Annotated in this window: 15 protein-coding genes and 1 pseudogene; 11 read left to right on the top strand and 5 right to left on the bottom strand. The window is 69.7% G+C overall.

The annotated features are described in order from the left end of the window. Positions 1-101 precede the first annotated feature (101 nt). Positions 102-514, bottom strand: a pseudogene (locus FHU13_RS28370) (SDR family oxidoreductase). A 236-nt stretch (positions 515-750) separates the two neighbouring features. On the opposite strand from FHU13_RS28370, the gene FHU13_RS04085 reads away from it, so the two are divergent. Further along, complete coding sequence (locus tag FHU13_RS04085; protein WP_183434719.1) at positions 751-1,377, top strand: TetR/AcrR family transcriptional regulator; 627 nt, start codon at positions 751-753, stop codon at positions 1,375-1,377. A 31-nt stretch (positions 1,378-1,408) separates the two neighbouring features. Here FHU13_RS04085 and FHU13_RS04090 read toward each other — a convergent pair whose 3' ends face one another. After that, positions 1,409-1,753, bottom strand: coding sequence for a DUF1330 domain-containing protein (locus FHU13_RS04090; protein ID WP_183434720.1), 345 nt, complete (start codon positions 1,751-1,753; stop codon positions 1,409-1,411). A gap of 159 nt (positions 1,754-1,912) precedes the next feature. On the opposite strand from FHU13_RS04090, the gene FHU13_RS04095 reads away from it, so the two are divergent. After that, positions 1,913-2,296: a VOC family protein gene (locus FHU13_RS04095; protein ID WP_183434565.1), complete on the top strand. Its 384-nt coding sequence runs from the start codon at positions 1,913-1,915 to the stop codon at positions 2,294-2,296. Between the two features lie 19 nt (positions 2,297-2,315). On the opposite strand, the gene pyrF is transcribed toward FHU13_RS04095, so the two are convergent. Continuing rightward, on the bottom strand, positions 2,316-3,017 hold the full coding sequence (pyrF, locus tag FHU13_RS04100; RefSeq protein ID WP_183434721.1) for an orotidine-5'-phosphate decarboxylase: 702 nt from the start codon (positions 3,015-3,017) through the stop codon (positions 2,316-2,318). A gap of 246 nt (positions 3,018-3,263) precedes the next feature. On the opposite strand from pyrF, the gene FHU13_RS04105 reads away from it, so the two are divergent. Then, complete coding sequence (locus FHU13_RS04105) at positions 3,264-4,016, top strand: TylF/MycF/NovP-related O-methyltransferase (protein ID WP_183434566.1); 753 nt, start codon at positions 3,264-3,266, stop codon at positions 4,014-4,016. Between the two features lie 2 nt (positions 4,017-4,018). After that, complete coding sequence (locus tag FHU13_RS04110) at positions 4,019-4,909, top strand: phytanoyl-CoA dioxygenase family protein (RefSeq protein WP_183434567.1); 891 nt, start codon at positions 4,019-4,021, stop codon at positions 4,907-4,909. A gap of 72 nt (positions 4,910-4,981) precedes the next feature. Here the strand turns inward: FHU13_RS04110 and FHU13_RS04115 are convergent, their stop codons facing one another. After that, positions 4,982-5,611: a uracil-DNA glycosylase family protein gene (locus FHU13_RS04115; protein WP_183434568.1), complete on the bottom strand. Its 630-nt coding sequence runs from the start codon at positions 5,609-5,611 to the stop codon at positions 4,982-4,984. A gap of 216 nt (positions 5,612-5,827) precedes the next feature. Here FHU13_RS04115 and zwf point away from each other — a divergent pair, with 216 nt between their 5' ends. The 7 genes from zwf (at position 5,828) to mqo (ending at position 17,165) form a co-directional block, all read left to right on the top strand. Further along, positions 5,828-7,315: a glucose-6-phosphate dehydrogenase gene (gene zwf, locus FHU13_RS04120; protein WP_183434569.1), complete on the top strand. Its 1,488-nt coding sequence runs from the start codon at positions 5,828-5,830 to the stop codon at positions 7,313-7,315. 230 nt (positions 7,316-7,545) lie between these two features. Next, positions 7,546-8,946, top strand: a complete 1,401-nt coding sequence (locus FHU13_RS04125) for an SWIM zinc finger family protein (protein WP_183434570.1) — start codon at positions 7,546-7,548, stop codon at positions 8,944-8,946. Next, positions 8,946-10,520, top strand: a complete 1,575-nt coding sequence (locus tag FHU13_RS04130) for a DUF5691 domain-containing protein (RefSeq protein WP_183434571.1) — start codon at positions 8,946-8,948, stop codon at positions 10,518-10,520. The genes FHU13_RS04125 and FHU13_RS04130 overlap by 1 nt, the downstream gene beginning before the upstream one ends. Further along, positions 10,517-11,617, top strand: coding sequence for an ATP-binding protein (locus tag FHU13_RS04135; RefSeq protein WP_183434572.1), 1,101 nt, complete (start codon positions 10,517-10,519; stop codon positions 11,615-11,617). Before FHU13_RS04130 ends, FHU13_RS04135 begins: the two co-directional genes overlap by 4 nt. Positions 11,618-11,624: 7 nt before the next feature. After that, a complete protein-coding gene (locus FHU13_RS04140; RefSeq protein WP_183434573.1) occupies positions 11,625-13,943 on the top strand; it encodes a DUF5682 family protein in 2,319 nt (772 codons plus the stop codon). Beyond that, positions 13,940-15,106 carry a VWA domain-containing protein gene (locus FHU13_RS04145; RefSeq protein WP_183434574.1) on the top strand — a complete coding sequence of 389 codons (1,167 nt, stop codon included), beginning with the start codon at positions 13,940-13,942 and terminating at the stop codon, positions 15,104-15,106. The genes FHU13_RS04140 and FHU13_RS04145 overlap by 4 nt, the downstream gene beginning before the upstream one ends. Before the next feature lie 394 nt (positions 15,107-15,500). Then, complete coding sequence (gene mqo, locus FHU13_RS04150) at positions 15,501-17,165, top strand: malate dehydrogenase (quinone) (protein ID WP_183434722.1); 1,665 nt, start codon at positions 15,501-15,503, stop codon at positions 17,163-17,165. Between the two features lie 24 nt (positions 17,166-17,189). Here the strand turns inward: mqo and FHU13_RS04155 are convergent, their stop codons facing one another. Next, positions 17,190-18,332 carry an AI-2E family transporter gene (locus tag FHU13_RS04155; RefSeq protein ID WP_183434575.1) on the bottom strand — a complete coding sequence of 381 codons (1,143 nt, stop codon included), beginning with the start codon at positions 18,330-18,332 and terminating at the stop codon, positions 17,190-17,192. Positions 18,333-18,384 lie beyond the last annotated feature (52 nt).

An 18,384-nucleotide genomic window follows, 5' to 3' on the forward strand; every position in this document is an offset into this window, starting at 1 on the left:
TGCGCATCAAAAGCATCCGATGAGAGCCATGCTGTAGCAGCATCTCCCGATCTGTTCACGCGACCCCTCTTGCGAAGCAGGCGAGCACACTGCCCTCAAGCTCAGGCGCCACCCCACTGCATGGTCAATCCACCATCGACAACGAGCGTGTGCCCCGTCACGTAATCCGAGTCCGAACAAGCGAGATAGAGCGCGGCGCGGGCGATCTCGTCCGGCTGACCGGTGCGGTGCCACGCGATACGGTCGAGCGATTGTTCGAGTTTCTCGGTATGCTCGGAGCGGTCGGCGGTCATCGTCGTTTCGATACGGAAGCAGGGTCGCCGACATCGTCCTGAATGACGAGCGCTCTGCGACCGGCCGCCTCGACGCGGGCCGCGGTCTCGGCAATGCCCGCCGCGTCGGTGTTGTAGGTGATCGCGACATCGGCACCTGCTTGCGCGAACAGGATCGCCGTCGCCCAGCCGATCCCGGAATCGGCGCCGGTGATCAGGGCCCGCTTGCCTTCGAGCTTCATGAGGCATCCCGTCTGCGAAAACAGCCGCCGTCCGATGATTGCGCTAGATGGTCGTACACAGCCGGTCAGGATGTTTCGGCGGCGTCGATTCCGGGGCAATCGAGGCAGGAGCGCCCCGGTTCTGGGACGCAAGCGGGGGCGTTGGAACGGCCTGCCCCTCTGGTGCTTTGTGAAGCCAACTGTTCGCGTCAATCGGTTTTGACGCGGCCGGTGTCAAAGCTTAGGTGATGACGACGATGCCCGCCGCCACGGCCCATAGTCTTCCCCCCTCCGACGAGATCGCGCCGACGACGCGCGATCGGATCGTGGAGACGGCGGCCCGCTCGTTCCAGGATATCGGCTACCAGAAGACGACCGTCGCCGACATCGCCCGCACGCTGAAGATGAGCCCGGCCAACGTCTACCGCTTCTTCGATTCGAAGAAGGCGATCAACGAGGCGGTGGTCGAGCAGCTGACCGGCGAGATCGAGGCGATGATCGCGGCGATCGCCGACGCCCCGAACCTCGACGCGCCCGAGCGGCTCAGCCGGATCATCACCGCGCTCCACGACGATTGCCGTCGCCGCTTCGAGGCGCATCCGCGCGTCCACGAGATGGTCGAGGCGGCGATGAGCGAGAGCTGGGGGGTGTGCCAAGCGCATGTCGACCGCATCGGCGCCGTTCTCGCGCGGGTGGTGGCCGACGGGATGCGCGAGGGCGCGTTCACCGTCGCCGACCCGACGAGTGCGGCGGCCTGCCTTCAGGCCGGGATCACCCGCTACTGCCATCCGATGCTGGTCGGCCGCCAGCCCAGCACGATCGAGCCGCCGCTGCCGGTGATGATCGCCTTCCTGCTCAGCGCCCTGCGGGCGGCGGGCCGCTGAGGCGGCCTGCCAGGAGTGTCATCGAGACCCGCTATTCCGAGGCGGCACCTGGCGTCGGGGCTGGCTCGGAGACGACGGGCTGCGGGCCGTCATAGCCCTCGATCACCAGGATGTCGGCCTCGGCACCGCCTTTCTGCAGGGCGCGGGCTGATTGATAGAGGTCGGAGTGCCAGCAGGCCAGCGCGTCCTCGTAGCTCGGGAACTCGACGATGACGTTGCGCGCCCGCGCCTGCCCCGCCACCGCCTCGAAGGCGCCGCCGCGCACCAGGAAGCGCCCACCGAAGCGGGCGAAGGCGGCGCCGTTGGCCGCCGCGTAGGCCTTGTAGGCCTCCGCGTCGCTCACATCGACCCGTACGATCCAGTAGCCCTTGGCCATTTCAGGCATCCTCTGTTCTGTCCGATCACGGTTCCCGCCCCTGCTATCGGAGCGGCGCCGCGAGAGCGAGTGCGTCCGCTGTGAGGCGGATCTTTGTTCTTGATCTGTTCGTCATGTCACCTACCGTATCCGCACCCTCGAATCGCGCGGAGACATCGGATGCAGCCTTACCTCACCCTCGGCGCCCGCGATGCCGCGATCGCCCACGCCTTCTACGGCGCCGTTCTGGCAATGGTGGGCTGGGGCATGCACGCGGATTTTCCGGGCTGGCGCGGATACTCCCTGGCCGGGCGTGGCGAGGGGCTGATCGTGTGGGTCTGCACGCCCTTCGACGGCAAGGAGGCAAGCGCCGGCAACGGCACGATGATGGCTTTCCCGGCGCCCTCGCGCGCGGCGGTCGACGCATTCCACGACGCCGCCATGGCCCGTGGCGGAACCGACGAAGGCGCGCCGGGCCTCAGGCCGCAATACGGCCCGAACTGGTACGCCGCCTATCTGCGCGATCCGACCGGCAACAAGCTCGCCGCGGTGTTCGACGGCTGAGCCGGCGTTCGCTTCTGCGTCAGGCCATCTCGGCGACGATGGCCTGGGCGACCGTGCGAGGATCCTCGGCCCCGGTGATCGGGCGCCCGACCACCACGTGGTCGATGCCCGCCGCCCGCGCCTGTCCCGGCGTCATCACCCGCTTCTGGTCGCCGGCCTCGGCGCCCGCCGGGCGTATGCCGGGTGTCACGATCAGCCGCGACGGGCCGATTCTTTCGCGCACTGCCCCGGCTTCCGCCGCCGAGCAGACGATCCCGTCGATGCCGATCTCCGCCGCCTGTTCCGCGCGGCGCGCGACGAGGTCGGCCACGGGAAGCGCGTAACCGGCTTCCGCCGCGTCGGCATCATCGTAGGAGGTCAGCACGGTGACCGCGAGGATCTTCAGACCCGCCCCCCGCCCGCGTACGGCCGCACGCATGGTCTGCGGATAGGCATGTACCGTCAGGAAGGTCGCGCCCAGCGCGGAGGCCGAGCGCACGCCCTCCTCGACGGTGTTGCCGATGTCGTGAAGCTTGAGGTCGAGGAAGGTCTTCTTGCCCTCGCGCGCCAACCGCGCGGCGAAGTCGAGCCCGCCCGCGTAGGCTAGCCGATAGCCGATCTTGTAGAAGGTCGCCGCGTCGCCGATGCGAGCGACCAGCCGCTCGGCCGCCGCCACGTCGGGCAGATCGAGGGCGACGATCAGGCGGTCGCGGGGGTCGAGAAGGGTTGCGCTCTCCGGCATCGGGCTCTCGTTCATGGGCAGATTCGAGCAGCGATCCCCTCGCGGGGAACGCCTGTCAATGCCGAGCGGCCTCGGGCTCCGAACCTCCTCCTTCGCAGGTCGCGGCTATGTTGCGGCCTTGCCGGGCCCATGGCATGCCTTGTTGCGCGTCATCCTGCCCGCCCGAATCTCTCGCGAGCATCGAGGTTTACTGTCGCCGACCTCATCTCCTTCGAACCGAACGACGCTGTGCGGGCCTGATTGTCGATGGAAAAGAGCAGAACGGGCGAATTCACCGGCTACCGCACCACCGCTCAACGCGAGCGGGATCAGCGTTTCAAGGACATCGCCTTGGGCGTTCTCGAAGACAGCGGGCCGAACTGGTCGATCCATGCCTTGTCGGTGATGAAGCGCAATACGATCGCGCGCGTCATCTACTATCACGACCTCTATCAGCGATGCCTGTCCGTGCCGGGCGTCATCTGCGAGTTCGGTGTCCATTGGGGTGCGGGTCTGTCCACGCTGCTCAACCTGCGCAGCCTCCTTGAGCCCTACAATCACTCCCGCCACATCGTCGGATTCGACACGTTCGAGGGCTTCGCCGATACGCATGCCAAGGATGGCGAGGCGCAGGCGGGCGATTACTCCTCGCGCGCGGACTTCGCGAGCAGCCTCGCCGAGATCCTGGCCTACCACGAGTCGATCGCGCCCTTCCCCGAGGTCCGCAAGCACAGCCTCATCCAGGGCAACGTGGTGGATACGGTGCCGGTCTGGCTGGAGGAGAATCCGCACGCCTCGATCGCGCTCGCGATCTTCGACATGGACATCTACGCGCCGACGAAAATCACACTGGAGCGGATCCTCGACCGGATGCCCAAGGGCTCCGTCCTGGTCTTCGACGAATTCAACTGTCCCTTCTTCCCGGGTGAGACCCAAGCCGTCCAGGACGTGCTGGGCATCCGGAACCTACGGCTGCAGCGCCACCCCCTGCAGACCTACTGCGCCTTCTGCGAGCTGTGACGATGAGACCGTACGTCTTCCCCGATTACGACATCGAAAAGTTCCTGGCGAATCTCGCGCCGATCACGGAAGCGTACAACGAGTTCGGCGTTGTGATCTTTCCGGGACTGATGAATTCCGATGCAAACTACAGAAAATACACCTCGGAGATCGAGAGTCTGTTCGACGGCATCATCGCGCACAAGCTCGATCGCCAGGCACGGGATCTTGAGGTCGGCGAGAAGCTGACGCTGCTGGCAGCCCTGCAGCCGATACTCGGGAAGATCATCACTAATCTTGGCACGCAGCACAACAAGCTCTTTAGCTTCAACAAGGTCAAGTACGCCGATTATGTCGAAGCTTTCCTCAAGAGCGTCTGGGGCGAGGATGCTTTGCTGGCGACGCCCCAGGCGGGAGACACGCTGCACTTCTTTCCACCCGGCGAAAACTATCACCGCTACAACCTGCCACCCCACCAAGATTACCAATACCTGATGCAGTCACCGCGGCAGATCACCATGTATTTCGGCATCTCGAAGTACCATGACGGTGTCGGCGGTCTGCGTATCTGGGAAAAATCGCACCAACTCGGGATTCTTCCCTGCCACAAGACCGAGAACGGGTCGTTCGAGGTGCACGATTGGGAGTCCAAGCTCGCCGGCTACGAGGTGTACGATTATTCCTGGAATAAGGGGGATTTCGGGATCTTCGACAGCCTCCTATCGCATAGCTCGATTCCCAACACGACACGGACCCATAGCCGGATCGTCCAGATCTTCCGCTACTCGGACCTCAACGACGATGTGGCCCGCTCCTACGATTTCGGATCGACCACCTATCCGCGCAGTGGTCGCGACTTCGTGAGCGAGCATGCCGATCTGTTCGTGGCCAGCCGCGGGGTCGTGAGCGGATGAGACGGCACGTCAAGCGTCAAGGATTCGACGCCATCGTTCGGCCGGCGAACCGCAGGGGATCAGCGCCCGCCCTCACGGCTGCATCACCCGCGCCACCTCGGCGCGCAACACCGGCAGAAGCTCAGCCTCGAACCACGGGTTCGTTCTGAGCCAGCCGTTGTTGCGCCAGGAGGGATGGGGCAGGGGCAGCACAAGCGGCCGGGCGGAGGCTGCGAGGATCTCGCGCCAGCGGGCGACCGTCTCGGTCAGGCCGCCCGGCCGGGGGCCGAGGTGCCAGGCTTGCGCGTACTGGCCGATCACCAGGATCAGGTCGAGCTGCGGCAGCCCGGCGAGGAGATTGCTTCGCCACGTCGGCGCGCATTCCCGCCGAGGTGGCCGGTCGCCGCCCTTGGCGTCGAGGCCGGGGAAGCAGGCGCCCATCGGCAGGATTGCCACGCGCGCCGGGTCGTAGAAACCTGCCTCGTCGAGCCCGAGCCAGGCGCGCAGGCGCCGGCCGGAGGGATCGCTGAACGGGATGCCGCTACGGTGCGCCCGGTTGCCCGGCGCCTGGCTCGCGATCAGCAGCCGCGCGGTAGCGCTGCCCTGGACCACGGGCCGCGGCTCGTGCGGCAGCGGCGCGCCGTGCCGGGGCGCGTCGCGGCAGATCCGGCAGGCGCGCAGGCGGGCGGCGGTGGCATCGAAGCTGTCAGGAGCGGCGGACATCGCCCCGGAGATGGGGCGCGTCGGCCAAGCGCGCGATGCGTCACCGCGCCCAGCCCGCGCGGATGAAGCGGGCGAGCGCCTCCACGAACAGCCGGGTCCTGGCGCCGGAGGGCTTCGGCACCTCCGGCCGAACAGGGCAAGCGCGGGATCGTCCGTGCAAGCTTGGCACGAATCGCGCAGGCCCTACCTCACCCTGCGCGCGCATCCGGCGCGCCGATGGAGGCCCGCTTGGCAGGATCGCGCGCGTCACGGCTGGGAGCGGGCGTCGGCCCGAAATACCCGCAGGTCGTCGTCCTCGTCGGCGCCACAGGCGATCTCGCGCAGCGAAAACTCCTGCCCGGCCTGTTCCACCTGTTCAGCGCCGGCTTCATCCCGGACCTGCGCATCGTCGGTGTGTCCCTCGACGACATCGGCATTGAGGCGTTCCGCGAGCGCGCGCACAAGGCCATCGACCAGTTCTTCACCCGCCAGGCCGGGGACGGGGAATGGACGGCCTTTGCCGAGCGGCTCGACTACGTGCCGCTGTCCGCCGGCGCCGAGGCACTCGCCGCGGCGGTGGGCCGGGCCGAAGCGAGCCTCGGGCAGGAAAGCCGGCGCTTGCATTATCTCAGCGTGCCACCCGCCGCGGCGCTCACCGTCGTTCGCCTGCTCGCCGAGGCGGATCTGGCGGCCGGCTCGCGCATCGTCATGGAGAAGCCGTTCGGCACCGATCTCGAGAGTGCCGTCGCGCTCAACGACCGACTGCACGAAGTCTTTTCCGAGGACCAGATCTTCCGCATCGATCACTTCCTCGGCAAGGAGCCGGCGCAGAACATCCTGGCGTTCCGCTTCGCCAACGGCCTGTTCGAGCCGATCTGGAACCGCACCTTCATCGACCACGTGCAGATCGACGTGCCGGAGACGCTGGGCCTCGGCACCCGCGCCGCCTTCTACGAGGCGACCGGCGCCTATCGCGACATGGTGGTGACCCACCTGTTCCAGATCCTCGGCTTCATGGCGATGGAGCCGCCGACCTCACTCGAACCCGGCCCGATCAGCGAGGAGAAGAACAAGGTCTTTCGCTCGATGCTCCCGCTCGACCCGCGGGAGGTGGTGCGCGGACAGTATGCCGGCTACCGGTCCGAGCCCGGCGTCGATCCCCAATCGGACACCGAGACCTTCATTGCTCTCAAGTGCCGCATCGATAACTGGCGCTGGGCCGGGGTGCCGTTCTTCCTGCGCACCGGCAAGCGGATGGCGGAGGGGCAGCGCATCATCTCGATCGCCTTCCGCGAGCCGCCCAAAAGCATGTTCCCCGTCAATTCGGGTGTGGGCGCGCAGGGACCCGACCACCTCACCTTCGATCTCGCCGACGCCTCGAAGATGTCGCTGTCCTTCTACGGCAAGCGACCGGGGCCGGGCATGCGGCTCGACAAGCTCTCGCTCCAGTTCAACATGAAGGATACCGGCCTGATGGGCGAGGTGCTGGAGGCCTACGAGCGGCTGATCCTCGACGCCATGCGCGGCGACCATACGCTCTTCACCACGGCCGAGGGCATCGAACGGCTGTGGGAGGTCTCGACGCCGCTCCTGGAGGCGCCCCCGCCGGTGCGGCTCTACGCGCCGGGCTCCTGGGGGCCGAAATCGATCCACCAACTCGTGGCGCCGCAGGCTTGGCGTCTGCCCTTCGAGCGGGAATGGCGCAACACCGAGGAGCAGGGCTGAGACCCCGCCCACGGCATCCCCTCAGAGGAATGACTCGCGCGCGCAGGCACGCATCGCGACCAGCGCGATGAACTGGAATAATTCTCAGATAAATCTTAGAACATCCATCGTCGAGACTGTTGCCGGCTTAACGAAAAACGGGGTCCAAAGGAAGACTTGCCCATCGAGCCGATCCGTCTAATCTGGTTCGCCAACGATTCGACTGACGGACATCCACCCGCGCGAGCCGCATGAGCCTGACGACTGCCCAGATCCTCGATCTCGCCCCCGACGCGTCGAGCCGCAAGGCCGGGCAGGATCAGGCAAAGCCGCAGAAATGGGCCGGCCTCGGCCGGGCAGGCACGGTGATCTGGGGCCAGATCAAGGGGAGCGGGGCGAGCCCCTACCGCACGGTCGCGGATCTGGCCGGACCCGCCTCGAAATGCACCTGCCCGAGCCGCAAGTTTCCCTGCAAGCACGGCTTGGGCCTGATGCTGGTTGATGCGGCCTCGCCCATCGCCGAGGGCGAGCCGCCGGATTGGGCCGCCGCCTGGATGAAGGGGCGCGAGAGCCGCGCCGGGGCGGCCAAGACCCGGGCGAAAGAACCGGCCAAACCCGTCGACGAACGGGCGCAGGCCAAGCGCCGGCAGGCCCGCGAGGACCGGGTCGCGGCGTCTCTCGACGAACTCGATCTCTGGCTGCGCGACATGATGCGGCGCGGGCTCGCCGCCGCGCGCTCCGAGCCCTACGCCTTCTGGGACCGCATGGCCGGCCGCCTCGTGGACGGGCAGGCACCGGGGCTGGCCCGCCGGGTGCGCGCCCTGCCGGGGCTGATCGCCGCCGCACCCCAGCCCGGAGCCCCCCGGCCGGAGGCGGCGCTCGGGCTCGGCCTCGGCCGGCTCGCCCTGCTGCTCCGGGCCGCGCGCCGCCTCGACGCGCTCGCCCCCGAGCAGGCGGCGGGTGTCCGGGCCGCGCTGGGCTATCCCGTTACCGCCGAGGAGATGGCGGCGCGGCCGGACCATGCCGACACCTGGGCGGTGCTGGCCCACGCCGTCGAGGAGGAGGACCGCCTGACCGCCCGCTCGGTCTGGCTCGTCGGCCGCGTCAGCGGCGCCCTGGCCCAGGTGATCGATTACGGGACCAGTGGTTCGCCCCTGCCGCCGGCGCCGGCCGCCGGCCAGGACTTTTCCGGAGCGCTCGCGTTCCAGCCCGGCGATCCACCGCTGCGCGCCAGCTTCCGCGAGGGCCGCGCCGGCCCGGCGGCGCGCGCGGAGCTGCCCGGTGCGACCAGCGTCGCGGCGGCGCGGGACACGTTTGCCGAGGTGCTGGCCCGCGCGCCCTGGCTCGAGCGCTGGCCGGTGCGGCTCGCGAACGTGCGGCTCGGGCGGCTCGCCGCCACGGCTTCCGGCGGCAAGACGGGTCACAGGACGGGTCATTTGCCGACCTTCGCGGCGGGGGACGAGACGGGTTGCCTCGCACTCAGGGCCGACACGCGCCTGCCGAGCCTGCTCGCGGTGGCGGCGGGCCGGCCGGTCGATCTGTTCGGCCTCTACGACGGCTACGGCCTCCATCCGCTCGCCCTCGTCGCGGAGGGCCGCCTCTACGCGATGCCGGCGCAGGGCGCGCAGCCGGTCCTGCTGCAGGTGGCCTGATGGACGCTGCCGATCTTGCAACGGATGGCTGGGAGCCGACGCTCGCCGCCGCGCTCCTCGGGGCCGAGCGCGCCCCGCCGGCCGCGCCCGGTCCGCTGGCCGCACTCGTTGCGGAGAGCGATCCCGGCGCCGCCCTGCTGGCGCGGCTCGCCGCGGAAGGCGTCCATCACCTCGCCGGCACGGGGCTCGGGCCGGAGGCGCTGGCGCCGATCGAACCGCGCGACGCCTTCAGCCCCGAATGCCCGCCCGCCGCCGCGACGCGGCTCTACGGCCTCCTCACCGAGGGCACCAGCGCGCGCAACCGCATCGAGGAGTGGTTCGATCTCGCCGCCGCTTCGGGCTTGCGCCCGCCCGCTTGGCTGTTCCAGGCGCTGATGCTCCATCGCGACAGCCTGCCGGCGACCGCCCTTGCCGTGACCGGCGCCGAACTCGACTGGCTCGCCCGCGCCTGCGGCGAGGCCCCGACCGAGCGAGTGGAGGCCGCGGACTGGATGGAAGGGACGGTGGCCGAGCGCCGCACCGCCTTCACCGCCTTCCGCGCCCGCGATCCCGAGGGGGCGCGGGCTGCCCTGGAGCCGGTCTTCCGCAAGGAGAAGGCCGACATGCGCGAGGCCCTGGTCCACGCGCTGGCGACCGGCCTGTCGCCGGCCGACGAGCCCTTCCTCGAAGCCTGCCTCGACGACCGTGCCGGGGGCGTGCGCGAGGCCGCGCAGCGTCTGCTGCCAGGGCTTCCCGGCTCGCGCTACGCAGAGCGCATGGCGGCGCGCGCCCGGGCCGCGCTGAGCGTCGAGAGCAAGCGCCGACTGCTCGGCGGCACCACGCACACCCTCGTCGTCACCCTGCCGGAGGAGAGCCCGGAACTGGCCCGCGACGGCGTCGAGGCCAACTCCTGGGAGCGGCGCGGCGGCGGTGCCCGGGCCGGCCTGCTGCGGGCGATCCTGGCGCGCGCGCCGCTCCACGCCTTCGCCGAGCATCCGCCGCGGCTCTGGATCGAGCTGGCCCTGCGCAGCGAGTGGGCCGATCCGGTCTTCCACGGGCTGTTCTCGGCGGCCAAGCGCACGCGCGACCCGGCCTGGACGGAGGCGATGGCCGACATCACGGCCGAAGCCTACGAGGGCAAGGTCTCGGGCGTCCGCCGCACCAACGAGGTTCTGGGGATGTGGGCGGAGGCGCTCCACCTCCTGCCCGACGCCGAGTGGGAGGCCTGGGTCGGTGCGCTGATCCGCGCCCGCAAGATCGAGGTGGTGCTGGCCGTGCTGGGCCAAGGCCCGGAGCACTTTTCGGAGTCCTTCAGCGCCACGCTGCTCGATTGGCTCGCCTTCGTCACCCGAGGCTCCGACGCCCTGCGGCGCGACCTCGCCAAGCCCTGGGTGATCGCCCGCCTCGGCGACCGGCTCTGGCCGAGCGACGACAGCGCGGCCTCTGCTGCCGCCATCCTGGCGCGCCTGCCGGAGGAGGATGGCGACCGCCTGCGCACGCAGCTCACGGGATTGACCGGCGTGCTGGAGTTGCGCTCCGCGATCCGGCGCGACTTCCAACCGGAGACCACCACAGGGGGGACGGCTCAAGGATGACATCGACCAACGGAGTCAAGGCTGCGCAGCTTCGCCAAGCCGCCGAGGATGCTTTCGCGGAGGAGATCGCCGCCCTGCGGGACTCCGACGACCGGCCGCGCCCGCCGAACTGGCAGATGTCGCCGCAGGCCGTCGTCACCTATCTTTTGGGCGGCAAGCTCGCATCCGGCTTCGAGGTCACGCCAAAGTATATCGGCGACCGCCGCCTGATGGAGGTCGCGGTGGCCACGCTCGCCACCGACCGGGCGCTGCTGCTGCTCGGCGTGCCGGGCACCGCCAAGAGCTGGGTCAGCGAACATCTGGCCGCCGCGATCTGCGGCACCTCGCGGCTGATCGTGCAGGGCACCGCCGGCACCAGCGAGGAAGCGATCCGCTACGGCTGGAACTACGCGCTGCTGCTGGCCAAGGGTCCGAGCCGCGAGGCGGTGGTGGCCTCGCCTATCATGCGGGCGATGAACGAGGGCCGCATCGCCCGCGTCGAGGAGCTGACCCGCATCCCCTCCGAGACGCAGGACAGCTTCATCACCGTCCTCTCGGAAAAGACTCTGCCGATCCCCGAACTGAACGAGGAGGTGCCCGCGCAGAAGGGCTTCAACCTCATCGCCACGGCCAACAACCGCGATCGCGGCGTCAACGAGTTGTCGAGCGCGCTCAAGCGCCGCTTCAACACCGTGGTGCTGCCGCCCCCCGCCACCATCGAAGCGGAGATCGCCATCGTCGAGACCCGCGTCGCCTCGCTCGGCCGCGCCTTCGAGATCCCGGCCGAACCGCCGGGCGCCGACCAGATCCGCCGCGTCGTCACGATCTTCCGCGAGTTGCGCGAGGGCGTCACGGCCGACGGCAAGAGCAAGGTGAAGCAGCCCTCCGGCACGCTCTCGACGGCGGAGGCGATCAGCGTCGTCGGCAGCGGGCTGGCGCTCGCCGCGCATTTCGGCGACGGCCGCCTCTCGGCGCACGATCTCGTCTCGGGGATCGCGGGTGCCGTGGTGAAGGACCCGGTGCAGGACGCCATCGTCTGGCGCGAATACCTCGAAACCGTGGTGAAGGAGCGGGACGGCTGGAAGGACTTTTACAAGGCCGCCCGCGCGAGCGCGTGATCTCGCGATGCCCGACATCCGTCTCTTCGGCATCCGCCATCACGGCCCCGGCTCCGCCCGCTCGCTCAAGGCGGCGCTCGACGCGTTCACCCCCGACTGCCTGCTGATCGAGGGCCCGCCGGATACCGACGCGCTGATCCCGCTCAGCCTCCACGAGGCGATGGCGCCCCCGGTGGCGCTCCTCGTCTACCGGCCGGACCGGCCGCGCGATTGCGCGTTCTTTCCCTTCGCGGCCTTCTCGCCGGAATGGGTCGCGATGCAACACGGGATTGCGGCCGGCGCGACCGTCCGCTTCATCGACCTGCCGCACGCGATCCAGCTCGCCGACGGCTTTGGCGAATCGGAAGCCCCGCCTGAGGCCGCGCCGATCGATGCGGAGCCCATCGCCGAGGCTTCATCGGAGGCCGGCCCCACTCCGGCAAAAGCCGCGATCCGACGCGATCCTCTCGGCGAACTCGCGGCGCTCGCCGGCTATCCGGATGGCGAGCGCTGGTGGGACGCGCTGGTCGAGAGCCGCGCGGGCGCCGACGGCGACGTGTTCGCCGCGATTGCCGAGGCGATGGGAGCGTTGCGCGAGGGCGCCGAGCCCGATCCGGACGAGGCTTTTCGCGAGGAGGCGCGCGAGGCGCATATGCGCAGCGCGATCCGGCGTGCGGCCAAGGAGGGGTTCGAGCGCATCGCCGTCGTCTGCGGCGCATGGCACGTGCCGGCGCTGATGCGCCACGACGCGAAGGGCCAAGCCACGGCGGATGCCGCAACTCTGAAAAACCTGCCCAAGACCAAGGTCGCCGCCGCCTGGGCGCCCTGGTCCTACGAGCGGCTGGCCTTCGCCTCCGGCTACCGCGCCGGGGTGCTCTCGCCGGAATGGTACGATACCCTGTGGCACCACGAGGGACGGGTCGCCGCCCGATGGCTCGCCCGCGCCGCCGCGTTGCTCCGCGAAAACGACCTCGACGCCTCGCCGGCCTCGGTGATCGAGGCGGCGCGGCTCGCCGAGGCGCTGGCGGGCTTCCGCGGCCGGTCCCGGCCCTCCCTCGACGACCTCGACGAGGCCGCCCAGGCCACGCTCTGCTTCGCCGACCCGGCACCGATGGGGCTGATCCGGCGCAAGCTCGTCATCGGCGAGCGCCTCGGCGCTACCCCGCCGGACAGCCCCGGTACACCGGTGGAGGCGGATTTCGAGGCGCAGTGCAGGCGCCTGCGGCTGAAGCCCGCCGCCGCGGCGGGCGAGATCATCCTCGACCTGCGCAAGGAGACGGATCTGGCCCGCAGCCACTTCCTCAACCGGCTCAAGCTGATCGGCATCCCCTGGGGCGAGCGACGGGAGGCGCGCGGGCGCGGCACCTTCAAGGAGGGCTGGTTCCTCTCCTGGCAGCCGGAATGGGTGGTGGAGCTGGTGGCGGCGTCGGCCGAGGGCGGCACGATCGCCGAGGCTGCCGCCGGCCGGGTGCGGAGCCGTGCGCGGGAGGCGACCCGCGTCGCCGAACTCTCCGGCCTGATCGGCACCCTGCTCGACGCCGACCTTCCCGGCGCCACGGCGGAGGTGATCCAGGCCCTCAACGACCGCGCCGCGGTCTCGGCCGACGTGTTCGACCTGATGGAGGCGCTGCCCCCGCTCGCCGAACTCGCCCGCTACGGCTCCGTGCGCTCCTCCGACACCGAGCCGGTGCTCGCGGTGGTGCGCGGCCTCGTGCCCCGGGCGGCCGCCGGGCTGGTGGCCGCCTGCCAGAGCCTCGACGACGACGCGGCGGCAGCGGCCAAGGCGCGCATCGTCGCCGTGTCGGGCGCGGTCGCGCTGATCGAGGAGCCGGAGCTGAAGGCGGTCTGGGGGGAGGCCCTGCGGGCGCTCGCCGACCAGGAGCACGTCCACGGCCGCATCGTCGGCCGCGCCGTGCGCCTGCTGTTCGACGAGCGCGCCATCGCGGCAGGGGAGGCCGGCGAGCGCCTGCGCCTTGCCCTGTCGCGGGCCTCGGGCGCCGGACCGGCCGCCGCCTGGATCGAGGGGTTTCTGGAGGACAGCGGCGCCGTGCTGATCCACGGGCGCGAACTGCTCGCGGTGGTCGATGACTGGCTCTGCGGCCTCGACGCGGACCTCTTCACCGAATTGCTGCCGCTGGTGCGCCGCACCTTCGCGACCCTCGCGCCGGCCGAGCGCCGGGCCGTCGGCGAGGCTTTGGCCCGGCCGGGCGGGGCCGCCCCCGGCGAGGCGGAGGCGTTGCACGGCTTCGATGCACCGCGCGCGGCAAAAGTGCTGCCGATCCTGCGCCTGCTGCTCGGCCCCGAACCCGCCAAATCCGCGGACGAAACCACCGGAGACGCCAGATGAGCGAGAGCGAAGCGGAACGCCTGCGCCGCTGGCGCCTCGTGCTCGGCGGCGGGGCGGCCGAGGGCACCGGCTGCACCTTATCGGAGCGCGACCAGCGCCTCGACCGAGCAATGGGCGCCCTCTACGATTCCGACCGCAAGGGGGGTCTCGGCGCCTCTGCCCCCTCCGTGCCGCGCTGGCTCGGCGACATCCGCGACTACTTCCCGGCCTCCGTGGTGCAGGTGATGCAGCGCGACGCCTTCGAGCGGCTCGACCTCAAGCGGATGCTGACCGAGCCGGAGATGCTGGAGGCGGTCCAGCCCGACGTCTCCCTCGTCTCGACCCTGATCTCGATGCGCGGCCTGCTCGGCGGGCGCACCAAGGAAACGGCCCGCCTCGTGGTGCGCAAGGTCGTGGACGCGCTGATGAAGCGGCTGGAGGAGCCGCTGCGGCAGGCGGTGAGCGGGGCGATCGACCGCGCCAGCATCAACCGCCGCCCGCGCCACGCCGAGATCGATTGGAACCGCACCATCCGGGCGAACCTGCGCCACTATCAGGCGGAGTACCGCACCATCATCCCGGAAACCCGCCTCGGCCACGGGCGGAAAAGCCGCGGATCGCTGAAAGACGTGATCCTGTGCATCGACCAGTCCGGCTCGATGGCCAATTCCGTGGTCTATTCGAGCATCTTCGGGACGGTGATGGCCTCGCTGCCCGCGGTCTCGACCCGGCTCGTGGTGTTCGACACCGAGGTGGTCGATCTCTCCGACGCGATGGACGATCCGGTCGAGGTGCTGTTCTCGGTCCAGCTCGGCGGCGGCACCGACATCAACCGGGCGGTCGGTTACTGCGCCTCGCGCATCACCCGGCCCGAGGACACGGTGCTCGTGCTGATCTCCGATCTCTACGAGGGCGGGGTCGAGGCCGGCCTGCTCGCCCAGGCGCAGCGCCTCGTCGGCGCCGGCGTGCAGGTGGTGGCGCTGCTGGCCCTCTCCGACGAGGGCGCGCCGGCCTACGACCGGGGACTGGCCGCGCGGCTCGCGGCCCTCGGCGTGCCCGCCTTCGCCTGCACGCCGGACCTCTTCCCCGACATGATGGCGGCGGCGATCCGCAAGCAGGATCTCAACGCCTGGGCCGCGGGCGCCGGCATCGCCGCGGTTCCGGCTGCCGCCCGCGACGGTTGAGCGGCCGCTCTCTCGGGGCGATCTGCAAGACTTGCGAGACCGGCGCGGTCCGCCACGAAGCCGCCCGCGCGATTCTCGGAAGCGTCCGCCGCACGGAGCACTCGGCGGCGCGCTGAGGTTTCGCCGATGGAGGCTCGCAGACCAATGATCGGCCTCTTCCCGGCCCTGTCGGAAACCAAAGGCCGGGAGGGTGAACACTGCTCTGGCAGCCTGACAGGCCGCCGCGGATGTTCAAGGTTTCAGGGCATGGCAGCCATGTAATCGCCGGGTTGTCGCTTGCCCGCACGTGCTGTAGCGGACCGCTGGGACCAATAAATTTTTGAGCGGCACGAAAATTAAAATGAAAATAGACGATAAACTGCACATTCGTTCCGCCAATGTGCAACATAGCCCGATGCCGATGAACCGGCGGCAAGTCCTTGGCGGCGCCTTGGCCGGCATGGCGGCGACGGCTCTGCCGGGTTCGCCCCTGCTCGCCGCGGGCGAGGTGCGGAAGGTCGACGTCCTGCTGATCGGCGGCGGCATCATGAGCGCGACGCTCGGTGTCTGGCTGCGCGAACTCGAGCCCGACTGGTCGCTGGAGATGGTCGAGCGGCTCGACGGCGTGGCGCTGGAAAGCTCCAACGGCTGGAACAACGCCGGCACCGGCCACTCGGCGCTCGCCGAACTGAACTACACGCCGGAGGATTCCAAGGGGAACGTCCAGATCAGCAAGGCCGTCGAGATCAACGAGGCCTTCCAGGTCACGCGCCAGTTCCTGGCCTGGCAAGTGCAAAAGGGCGTGCTGAAGAACCCCCGCTCCTTCATCAACTCCACACCCCACATGAGCTTCGTCTGGGGCGACGACAACATCACGTATCTGCGCAAGCGCTACGAGGCGCTGAAAGCCAGCCCGCTCTTCGCCGGGATGGAATTCTCGACCGATCCCGAGCAGCTCAAGAAGTGGGTGCCCCTGATGATGGAGGGGCGCGACCCGAAGCAGAAGGTCGCCGCCACGTGGTCGCCGCTCGGCACCGATTGCGAGTGGGGCGAGGTGACCCGCCAGTACATCGCCTCGCTGAAGAGCGGGCCGAAGTTCGACCTGCGCCTCTCGACCGAAGTCGAGAGCTTCGAGCGCAACAAGGACGACAAGGATGGGTACACTTGGCGCGTCACGTCGAAGAACCTGAAGGACGGCAGCCGCCACACGGTCGATGCCCGGTTCGTGTTCATCGGCGCGGGCGGCGGCGCCCTGCACCTTCTGCAGGCCTCCGGCATCCCCGAGGCCGACGACTATGCCGGCTTCCCGGTCGGCGGCTCGTTCCTCGTCACTGAGAACCAGGACGTGGCCCTGCGCCACCTCGCCAAGGCCTACGGCAAAGCCTCGGTCGGCTCGCCGCCGATGTCGGTGCCGCATCTCGACACCCGCGTGCTCGACGGCAAGCGCGTGATCCTATTCGGACCGTTCGCGACCTTCTCGACCAAGTTCCTGAAGGAGGGCTCCTACTTCGACCTGCTGACCTCGACCACCACCGGCAACGTCTGGCCGATGGTGCGGGTGGGCGTGGAGCAGTACCCGCTGATCGAGTACCTCGCCGGCCAAGTCATGCTCTCCGACGAGGATCGCTATCAGGCCCTGCGCGAGTACTTCCCCGATGCGAAAAAGGACGAGTGGCGCCTCGTCCAGGCCGGCCAGCGCGTGCAGATCATCAAGCGCGACCCGGAGAAGGGCGGCGTGCTGAAGCTCGGCACCGAGGTGGTGGCGGCCAAGGACGGCAGCATCGCCGCCCTGCTCGGCGCCTCACCGGGCGCCTCGACCGCCGCGCCGATCATGCTGACCGTGCTGGAGAAGGTGTTCGCGAAGCGGGTCGCCAGCCCGGAATGGCAGGCGAAGATCCGCCAGATCGTGCCGAGCTACGGCACACGGCTGAACGACGATCCGCAGCGGGTCTACCAGGAACTCGCGTCTACCAGCGAGCACCTGCAGCTCACCCCGCCGCCGCAGATCGGCACGCCGACGCCGGCCGCGGTCCCGGCCGAGACGGGCACCGTCAAGCCGGTCCCCGACATGGCGCCTTAAGGTGATCGGGACCGAAGCGGAGCGTCAGGCCTCCGCTTCGGTCCCTTCCTCGATGTAGAGCTCTTCCAGCAGCACCTTGATCACCGCGACCAGCGGCAGCGCGAGCGCTACGCCCCACAGGCCGAACAGCACGCCGAGCAGAAGCTGGCCAGCGAAGATCGTCGCCGCCGGCAGGTCGAGGGCGCGGCGCTGGATGAAGGGCGTGAGCCCGTAGCTCTCCGCCGTCTGCACCGCGAGATAGACGCCGACCGCCCCGAGCAATCCGTTCAGCCCCGAAGCGAGACTGCTCAGCACGATCACCACGCCCGCGATCAACGGCCCGATGGTCGGCACGAAGGCGAGCAGTCCGGCCTGGAGCCCGAGGATCAGCGCGCCGCCGATGCCGAGGAAGCTGAGGCCTGCCCAGGTCAGCACGAAGATCGCCGCCATGGTCACGAGTTGCCCGAACAGCCAGTGCCGCAGGGTCTCGCCCGATCCGTCGAGGACGCGCGCGGCCTTCTCGCGATGGTGTGGGGGAACGAGCCGCAGCGCACCGTTGCGGTAGCTTCCCGGATCGGCGGCGATGGCGATTCCGAGGAAGACGATCACCAGCAGATTGCCGAGCGCGTTGAACAGCGCGATCACCACGGTCGCCGCCGGACCGAGCACGCTGCCCGCATCCGACAGGAGCGAGCCCGGGCTCTTGAGGGCACCCGACGCGAACCCGGCCAGATCGCCCTGCTTCTGCTCCGGCCGGTCCTTGCCCTCGCCCTGACCGGACTCCTTGCCGCCTCCCTGACCCGCTGGGGCGGCCTGCGAGAGATCGATCTCGATGCCGCGCTCCTTCAGCCAGTCGCGCACCGTCTCCGATTGCTGGCGCACCGTGGTACCGAGGTCGCGCGCCTGGCTCGCCACGGTGGCGCCGCCGAAGGCCGAGAGCCCCAGCGCAAGGGCGGCGAGCACGAGGCAGGCGAGCGCGAGACGCCACCCGCGCCCGATCGGCAGCACGTAGCCGAGGCCCCGCGTCACGCCGTCGAGGAAGACGGCGAACAGGATGCCGGAAAAGATCAGCAGCAGCGTCGCCGAAGCGGTCCAGGCGAGCCAGAGGGCGGCGGCGAAGGACACGACCGCGATGCCCGCGGCCGCGAGGCGGCGCGCGCCCGGCGGGCTGGAAGAGGAGGCCGTCATGAGGAGGGGGTTTCCGTTCGCGGTGTCCGGTCAGGCCGAGAGGTTGGGACGA

The organism is Methylobacterium sp. R2-1 (assembly GCF_014191355.1).
Lineage (GTDB): Bacteria > Pseudomonadota > Alphaproteobacteria > Rhizobiales > Beijerinckiaceae > Methylobacterium.